The organism is Rapidithrix thailandica, from assembly GCF_039710355.1.
Lineage (GTDB): Bacteria > Bacteroidota > Bacteroidia > Cytophagales > Flammeovirgaceae > Rapidithrix > Rapidithrix thailandica.
Map to the genome: position 1 here is coordinate 61,668 of NZ_JBDKWZ010000026.1, position 8,212 is coordinate 69,879.

11 protein-coding genes are annotated in these 8,212 nt (G+C 41.3%); 3 read left to right on the forward strand and 8 right to left on the reverse strand.

The annotated features are described in order from the left end of the window. Positions 1-18: 18 nt before the first annotated feature. Together AAG747_RS27800 and AAG747_RS27805 are read left to right on the forward strand one after the other, a co-directional pair. Positions 19-477: a SecDF P1 head subdomain-containing protein gene (locus AAG747_RS27800; protein WP_346824533.1), complete on the forward strand. Its 459-nt coding sequence runs from the start codon at positions 19-21 to the stop codon at positions 475-477. A gap of 228 nt (positions 478-705) precedes the next feature. Next, positions 706-1,485, forward strand: a complete 780-nt coding sequence (locus AAG747_RS27805; RefSeq protein ID WP_346824534.1) for a hypothetical protein — start codon at positions 706-708, stop codon at positions 1,483-1,485. A gap of 464 nt (positions 1,486-1,949) precedes the next feature. Here AAG747_RS27805 and AAG747_RS27810 read toward each other — a convergent pair whose 3' ends face one another. After that, complete coding sequence (locus AAG747_RS27810; protein WP_346824535.1) at positions 1,950-2,312, reverse strand: DUF1304 domain-containing protein; 363 nt, start codon at positions 2,310-2,312, stop codon at positions 1,950-1,952. Between the two features lie 82 nt (positions 2,313-2,394). Beyond that, the gene (locus tag AAG747_RS27815) at positions 2,395-2,718 is read right to left on the reverse strand and encodes a winged helix-turn-helix transcriptional regulator (RefSeq protein ID WP_346824536.1); all 324 of its coding nucleotides are present in this window, start codon (positions 2,716-2,718) and stop codon (positions 2,395-2,397) included. A 201-nt stretch (positions 2,719-2,919) separates the two neighbouring features. Here AAG747_RS27815 and AAG747_RS27820 point away from each other — a divergent pair, with 201 nt between their 5' ends. Continuing rightward, entirely contained in the window at positions 2,920-3,840 is a 921-nt protein-coding gene (locus AAG747_RS27820) for a DsbA family protein (protein WP_346824537.1), read from the forward strand. Positions 3,841-3,910: 70 nt separating this feature from the next. Here the strand turns inward: AAG747_RS27820 and AAG747_RS27825 are convergent, their stop codons facing one another. From AAG747_RS27825 to AAG747_RS27850, 6 genes are all read right to left on the reverse strand, one after another. Continuing rightward, entirely contained in the window at positions 3,911-4,582 is a 672-nt protein-coding gene (locus AAG747_RS27825) for an acetyltransferase (protein ID WP_346824538.1), read from the reverse strand. A 145-nt stretch (positions 4,583-4,727) separates the two neighbouring features. Then, entirely contained in the window at positions 4,728-5,444 is a 717-nt protein-coding gene (locus AAG747_RS27830; protein WP_346824539.1) for a hypothetical protein, read from the reverse strand. 144 nt (positions 5,445-5,588) lie between these two features. After that, positions 5,589-6,230, reverse strand: coding sequence for a hypothetical protein (locus AAG747_RS27835; RefSeq protein ID WP_346824540.1), 642 nt, complete (start codon positions 6,228-6,230; stop codon positions 5,589-5,591). A gap of 30 nt (positions 6,231-6,260) precedes the next feature. Further along, positions 6,261-6,491, reverse strand: coding sequence for a hypothetical protein (locus tag AAG747_RS27840; RefSeq protein WP_346824541.1), 231 nt, complete (start codon positions 6,489-6,491; stop codon positions 6,261-6,263). 87 nt (positions 6,492-6,578) lie between these two features. After that, on the reverse strand, positions 6,579-7,586 hold the full coding sequence (locus AAG747_RS27845; protein ID WP_346824542.1) for a hypothetical protein: 1,008 nt from the start codon (positions 7,584-7,586) through the stop codon (positions 6,579-6,581). A 55-nt stretch (positions 7,587-7,641) separates the two neighbouring features. After that, entirely contained in the window at positions 7,642-8,097 is a 456-nt protein-coding gene (locus AAG747_RS27850) for an RHS repeat domain-containing protein (RefSeq protein WP_346824543.1), read from the reverse strand. Positions 8,098-8,212: the final 115 nt, after the last annotated feature.

An 8,212-nucleotide genomic window follows, 5' to 3' on the forward strand; every position in this document is an offset into this window, starting at 1 on the left:
CAAGTAACCACAGAAAAAATGAAAACCAAAATCCTAATCGTATTCACAAGTCTTCTTCTCTTATGGGGATGTGGCAGGAAATACCCTCTTATGAAAATCAACCCGGGTAAGGAAGGAGGCATTTACGAAATCGCTAACCAGGGGAAAGAATATACTTCTTACAATCCTGAACAAACCTATCTTTTAAACCCCTCTACCTGTATTTCCTTTGCGGACTTCGAAAGTGTACAACAAGAAGACTCTCCGTATGAAGGTGGTAGCTATAGGTTCATTTTTAAACTCAATGAAACAGGCACCTTGAAATTTAAGGAATTTACTCAAAGAAACCTGGGAAAACAGGTCTGCCTGGTAGTTAATAACAAGGTCATCGTTGCTCCGGTTATTCAAGAAGTCATTCCCTCCGGGCTGTTGAGCATCAGTATGAGTGACCCTCAATATGTGGAAGAGATCAAAGAATATTTCAGCAAGAAAGAGTGATGGGCACTCCATTAAAGGTAAGAAGAATCATGAAAGCAAGGGAATAAACGGATACGGAATCACAATACCGTATAGGGTAAAATTCAAAAGGTCAATATAGATCACCTGTAGTTGGCCGGTATCCCACATTCAATGAGAAATATTCAAATCATTCGTTTGACTTCCATCCAAAAATCCTTTAGCTTATATAAAATTCAGATTTTCTTCACCCTACAGTAATCCTTCAAAATGCCCCGTATCCATCTTTTTGAATTTGAAGATTTCGCTTGGTTTCCGGATAATCTAAGAAACTACGGAACGGATTTTTTGCAATTTCTGGCCAATAAAACACAGATGTACAAACCCATTATCCCGGTTCTTAAAAAAGGAATTGAGCAGAATGGCCGGCACCAAATCATCGACCTGGCTTCGGGGGGAGGTGGAGGCTTGCTATGGATCAGCGAACAATTGAAAGCGGAATTCCCGGATTTAAAAATTACTCTGACGGATTACTTTCCCAATCTGGATGCTTTTGAATTTACCAAAAGGCAATCTGCTGTTTTTGAATACATCCATACCTCTGTGGATGCCCGCAAAGTGCCCGGCCATTTGAAAGGACTCCGGACACAATTTCTTTCCTTGCACCATTTCCGCCCGGAAGATGCCCGTAAAATTTTGCAAAATGCGGTGGACAGTCAAAGTGCCATTGCCGTATTCGAAGCCCAGGAAAGAAGCATTCCGAGTATGTTACCCATCTTCTTCTCTCCTCTGACCGTATTTTTTACCACTCCCTTTATCCGTCCTTTTAAATTGGGCAGATTGTTTTTTACCTACTTGTTGCCTCTGGTGCCTATGTTCATTTGGTGGGATGGCCTTGTCTCTTCTTTAAGAACGTATTCGGTCAAAGAAATGGAAGCCTTAGTCAAACAGGTCCGCGGTCACGATACCTTCGATTGGGAAATTGGCCGGGTAAAGTCCGGTCCGGGGGCAATTTTATACTTATTGGGGACTTTAAAGCGGCAGGAATGATGCGCAAATGGTCCACGAATAGTTCTTCCCGTTTGGCTAAATCAATTTAATCCCACTCCCCAACTTGCCTCACCGGGTAGTTCACTTCCTTTCGGAGCAAGGTTTTCCGGAGCTATGTAATACGCTACCCCCCTCTTTGAAATCTAATATGGAAAGATAAACTAACTACTTTTCAAAAGGGCCCACCATCCCAATTGCTACCCTGTCAGTTTCTCAATAGTCGCCTATTTTAAACAGGTCCTTCCCATGCGTTTCAAAGTGATATTCCAATAATGAAGTGAATTAAACTTTTTCTTTTTCCTAAAAAATGTTTCAAAAACGCCTCCTCTGTGTTACTTTTTTCAACAATAGCTTTGGCTATTCTCTCCAAAAAGTGCCTTGATGAGCCGATTTTGATTCTATTTTCGGTCAAAAACTATAAGTTTAAATCACTTCAATGTTAAAATGCTAATGTCTTTACATCCTTATTTTAAGATGACAGCAAACAAGGCAAGTAATGCGGGAAGTGCCTGTACAAAAAAGATTTTTTTATCGGCTGTTGCTGTGCCATACAAACCGGCTACCGAGACACAACCCAAAAAGAAAAGAGAAACATTCGTTTGCCACTCCGGATTCTCAATAAAAAAAGTCCAGATCAGCCCTGCGGCTAAAAAGCCATTGTAAAGCCCCTGATTGGCTGCCAGCACTTTCGTAGACTCGAACAATTCAGCCGGAAAACGTTTGAAGATTTTCCTTCCTTTGGTATTCCAGGCAAACATCTCAAACCATAAGATGTAACAATGAATTCCTGCAATTAAACCAATTAACATTTTACTAATCAATTCCATTTTTTCATTTTTTAAAAGGAGTACCGGGTAGTAATAGAAAGCATAATCGAATGGGCTTGTAGCAACATGTCACTTGTACGAATTAAGTGCTCAGGATTTGTTCGGCTCCCCAAGAAGCCATCACTTCGAGGATAGGAATCAGGGATTTGCCCCGCTCGGTCAATGAATATTCTACCTTGGGCGGAACTACCGGGTACACCTTGCGTTGAAGGATCTGGTCTTCTTCCAGTTCCCGGAGGCTTTTGGTCAACATTTGTTTGGTAATTTCGGGAATTTGCCGTTGAAGCTCACTAAACCGGCTCACCTTTCCATTGACTTGTTGAAGGATCAACGGCTTCCATTTTCCCCCGATCACTTTTAACGTGGCTCGCATGGGGCATTTATTGTCCAATAAATTTTCACTCATAAGTCCCTGGTTTTGACCAAAAGTCTGCTTTTCGGGTAAAGGTATGAAAAAAGTGACTACTTGCTAAAAGTATACATAGGTGATATCATTGTCTTAAATAATGAGGAGATGATTAGCCCTGAAATAACCAAACACATACTGGGAATCCTCTTGCTGACAATCGCTTCAGCCTGCCATTCTCAAACTAAACCGAATAAGAAAATGAGTGATCCAAAGAACTTTTCTTGTGATATAGAAACAGGAGTATGCGCTCCCTCCGGTGAAGGTATTCTTGAAGAAATTCACCTGAACAAACCGCAAAAAGTACAACTGATCTACTACACCGATCCTATTTGTTCGGCTTGTTGGGCCATTGAGCCGGAGTTGAAAAAATTCAAACTGGAATACGGGGATTATGTAGATATCGAATACAAAATGGGAGGCCTGTTGCCTGGCTGGGAAGGCTTTGCGGACAAAGCCAATGGCATTGGCCAACCCAGCGATGTAGCTCCCCATTGGGACGAAGTAGGAGAGCACACCGGAATGAGTATTGACGGGGACGTTTGGTTGGAAGATCCTTTGAGCTCTTCCTTTCCCCCTTCGATCGCCTTTAAGGCCATGCAAAAACAAGGAGAAGAGAAAGCCCTGGACTTTTTGCGAAGAATCCGGGAAATGGTCTTTTTAGAGAAAAAAAACATCACCAAAGAACCCGTGCTCCTCAAAGCCGTGGAAGATTGTGACGGAGACAAAGCCCAATTCCAAACCGACTATCACAGCGAACAGGTAAAGCAAAGCTTTCATAGCGAAATGCTGGCCGGCCGGCAAATGGGGGTAAGAGGATTCCCCACCTTTATTTTTGTGGGTACGGAAGGAACCGGATTTAAAATCTCCGGTATGTCAGGATATGCAAATTATGAACTTGCTTTGGAGAGAACCGTAGGCTATAAGGTAAACCCTCAGCCCATCCCGTTCAACGAACTGGAATTGCTTAAGAAATACCGGTATTTAGCCACCAAAGAAATTGCTTTTGTTTTGGATCAAAACGAGGCCGAAACCCTCTCCGCCTTGAATAAACTGGAGCAACAAGGACTGGTACAAAAAGTAAAGCAGAAGTATGCCTTCTTCTGGAGAATAGTGGATTAGTCGAGGTTTTCTCCATACTTATATACGAAACCAGTGTACAGTACCAAAGTATCGTACACTGGTTTTACGACTACAGCAAATAATTACTTTCTATCCTATCCGCAGAAACCATACGTTTCCGGGTTGCATGGCTTCCCGTATAAACCTCCCAATCTTTGGTGTTATGGGTGATGACAGATCCCATTCCAATAATATTGTTATTGCCAATCACCGTATTTTGTTTCACGGTAGCATTAATGCCCAAGAAAGAGCTTTCTCCGACAGTCACACTCCCGGACAAAAAGCATGCACTTAAAAGTACATGGTTGCCGATTTTGGAATGGTGGCCAATCTTGGAACCAATAATAATTGTATTATCACCAATAGTGACAAAAGGTTGTATAGCAGAATTATCACTGATAAAGATATTCTCTCCACAAACCAATTCTTCCCAAATTAAAGCGACCGAAGAAACATACCGTATCAAAGTATAACCTTTCTTTTTGGAACTCTCAAATAGCCGCTTTCTCACATAATTATTACCAATCGCAATAAACAATTGATACTTCTCAGGGGGGAAACACTCTTCTAACGCTTCAAATCCTACTACCGCTTTACCATTAATATGTTCTTTCCCGTTGTGATACCCCTTCTCTATACAATAAGCACAAACCTCATATATACTATCCTTGTCTATCATGTACCCGACATACTCTGCAAACTTCCCGGTCCCATAGATGATTACTTTACTTTCTTTCACCATGGCAATTTATTTGCTATCAATTAAAATACCTATCAATAAGTAAGTATAAGGTAATAGATATGTGACATTCTTCAAAATGAAAATCCGTTAACCTTTTACAAAGCGCTTGTTTTCTCTATGGGCCTTGTGATAATCACCGGAAAGTTTAGTTTGTAGCTCCCCCTTGAACCGGCTCCCCTTTCTCATCCAAAAATTCCAATTTGGCAGTGTTGGCTTCATCTATATAAAGCTTAATCCTCGGATTGCCTTTCTCATCATTGATAAACAAGCCTACGTCTTTGTTAAAATTCTTTCCCAAAAACAAACGGTTTTCTGCCACCAACCCCTCTTCTTTCATTTGTGCATATGCTTTTTTCACGGCTTCTTTGTCTTGGATGTTTTGTATCTCCTTATATCTCTTATTACGGGCCTCTACACTATTTTCTTGGGGATAATCCCACAACTGCAGTCCGTATTTTCGCTTTTTGTTTTTGGTATTTTCCATATATTGAACCTGCATTACTTGGTCATCCCGGAATTTATCTACCGAAAGCACCATGCCGGCTTCATTTTCATTACCGTCATACACTAAGCCGCCACACTCATCCCCAAAGGAATTAAAAAAGATTAAGCCTGCCGGTCTCTCCCTTTCAGGCAGGACGGCTCCATTGATAATGCCGTTGTGTTGCCGTTCACTATTGCTAATGACCAATTTTAAATCTCCGTTTTTTTCTACTACATTGATCCGCTCTACCGTAAGTTCTTCCAGGGAATTGTTGGTTTGAGGTTGGAGTACCAAATAAAACAGGGTAAGAAGTAAAGCAGTAATTACGAAGGAGTAGATCTTAAGAAATTTTACTTCTTTGGATAGTTTTTCGTTCATCTCAGTTTTGGTTTAGGTGAAAAGACCTAAACTAGGTAAATCCCTCGGCTCTCCAAGAATATTTTGAAAAACCTGTTATTCTTTTTGACCAAAGGTTACTGAGGTGTGTGGAATAAACAACCGGTAGGCAACCCTTCCATTATGTTACGCACTACAATCGGTAGTAACCCGGTCGACCAAGCGAATGTACCAACGCCCCGAAATCTTGCTTAGGTAAAAAATGATATCCGCTTGGGTGAAGACGACTCGATAACTGTTTTCCTCCATTTGTTTCGCCTGTGCATATGCTTCGGGAGTATACCGGACATCTTCGTATTTTTCCGCATGCGTCATAATTTGAGTAATGGAAGGATAATTAAGACGACCGGAAATAAACAGTCCTTCTTGATTCCAGAGGAATGAGCCACAATCAAACTCCACATACGCATATGCGATTCCGGGTACCGAATCATATCCTTCCATTCCTCCAACAAGGGTATGATAAAGCGACAAAGGGGACGCTCCTTCCACGTATTCTATTTCTTTTCTGATCTGAAATAAATCGGCAACTCCAATACGGTATACGTCATAAAAGCCCAACTCTTTGTGTATGTAGCGTTGGTTGAGTATGTCCAGCTCTTTGTTTTTGAGATGCTGAAAAATAGCCTTGACGACCTTTTCCAATTCCTTTCTTTCATCAAGTGTTTGTGGTGTTACAGAGGTTGTTTCGGGCAAATCAGCTTGTTCCTTGAACGGGGTTGTTATGGAAAAGCATAAAAACAGAATTACAAAAATCGAAGGGTTCATTGTTGGCTTTAGTTTGAATGATTGGCGTTGTTATTTCCTCATTTCTTTGGCACCCATTGCAGAGTCATACGTTTTTCCGTCTTTGTTAAAGTTCCATATATCGGATACTTCTCTCAACTCCGGCAGCACTGCTTCTTCACTGTTGTTTATTTTTTGCTTCACTACCCTGCGCAACTTTCGGTTCGCTTCCCTTTTATCTTGTTTTTCGGAAGAGGCAGTCGTCATACTCCGGATTTTACTTTTCTTTTTTGACCGGCTCATCGTTTTTTATTTTCAAGTATAATTGTCAAACTCTCCGGTGCATAGGCCCATACAATACACATCTCATTCTTCTCAATACCTACAACTCTACTCTTTGTTTTTCTTTCGCAATACATACACCCCTACCTCAGAGTAATCCCTTTTGGTATTCCCTCTTTTATAAAGTTCAATCAAAGTCAAGTCTACCCCATATCCCGAATTCAATTGATATATCGAAATATCCGGGGAATAAGGAGCGTATTCAAAAATACCACGTTTGAACGTATAAGCTTTAAAATACAAAGTTTCCGAATGATAATTGAGCCGGAAGTAGCCCGTCCCATTCCAGCCGGAGCGACTGGTATTATTGATATCGTAAAAGCTTTTTGATTGGGAGGTTTCCTCTATGAAATACTGTATATGAAGCGGATTTTCAGGGTCTTCCCAATGATAAAAAGGGAAGACCGCATTAATTTTCAGCACTTCTATGCGCTCGTTATTTTTAGGAGCTTGCCCTTTAAACTCAACGGTGTAATAGCCCTTCTCAAAATCTTGCTTAAACTCCTCAAACCGCTTGGTAAATTCCAACACGATCCAATGCCCCTCTATTTTCAAATAACATTTCCCTTTTCGCTGCGGATAGTCCATCCCAAAATCAATCACTGCCGCATTGTTGAAGTAAGCCTCTACATCGGCACTTGAAAGGCTATCCGCATCAAGGATTTCCCGATACGGTTGCGGGGATTTGTTACCGCTAACCACCCAATCTATAAAGTAATCCTCTTCGAAGATGAGTCCTGAAGTAGTCAAATGGGCGCTTGTGGAAAGAGAGTCCTCCACATCTCCCTGTTCATTGATTTTCCATAATTTATTATCTCTTATCCGGATGATAAAGTTTTTAAGTTCTTTGTCAAAGAAATACTGGCTTGCATTTCCGGATATCAGTTTTTTGATCTCATAGTTTTCCGAAGCAACTGTATTGGAAGAGAGGTATCGGTATTCCTTATAGGCAGCCGGCAATAACAATTTGGCTACCCGGTTTCTGATGAACTCATTTTGATAAAGAAACACAAAAACCAACACGCCCCCCAAGATATAAGCCATTATTTTTATCATAGAACTTTTGCTATTTATAGAATTGCAGGCTACTAAAATACAATTTCTCGCTCATTTACCCGCAAAAGAACAGATGATTTGGCGGGCTTGTGGTGAATACGGGAAAGAGTAGATGACTTATGGTGGAGATACCCCAAACTTTGGAGGCATCTACTCTACCACTGACATACCCATAAATATTCGGATTGTTCCCCGCCAAGCCAATCGGATCCTGGGAAATATACATCCCTCTGTTTCCATCGTAATACCTAAAACGGTTGTACATTAAGCCATCCAGTTCCGCATCTTCGTACTGTCCTTGGTAACGGAAAGGCATGAAGTGTTGCTCTCCTTTGGTTTGGCTGCGGATATTGCCGTAAATATCGTATTCCACCTCCCAAACAAGGTTCCCCACTCCGTTATAGGCAGCAATGGGTTTGCCGATGTAATCGGTGACAATGCTGTACACATCCTCTTGGGTGATTTTGGTGGAAGGCACAAAACTGCCTTCGTCAAAGACCCAGGTGATCATGCTTCTTATGATAACGATACTAAGGATATTGAGAGCTTGAGCTTTGATACCTCTCTAAGAGATTCTAAGGCAAGGGCTGCTTACGGCTCATTAACATTGGCTTACAACAGACAAA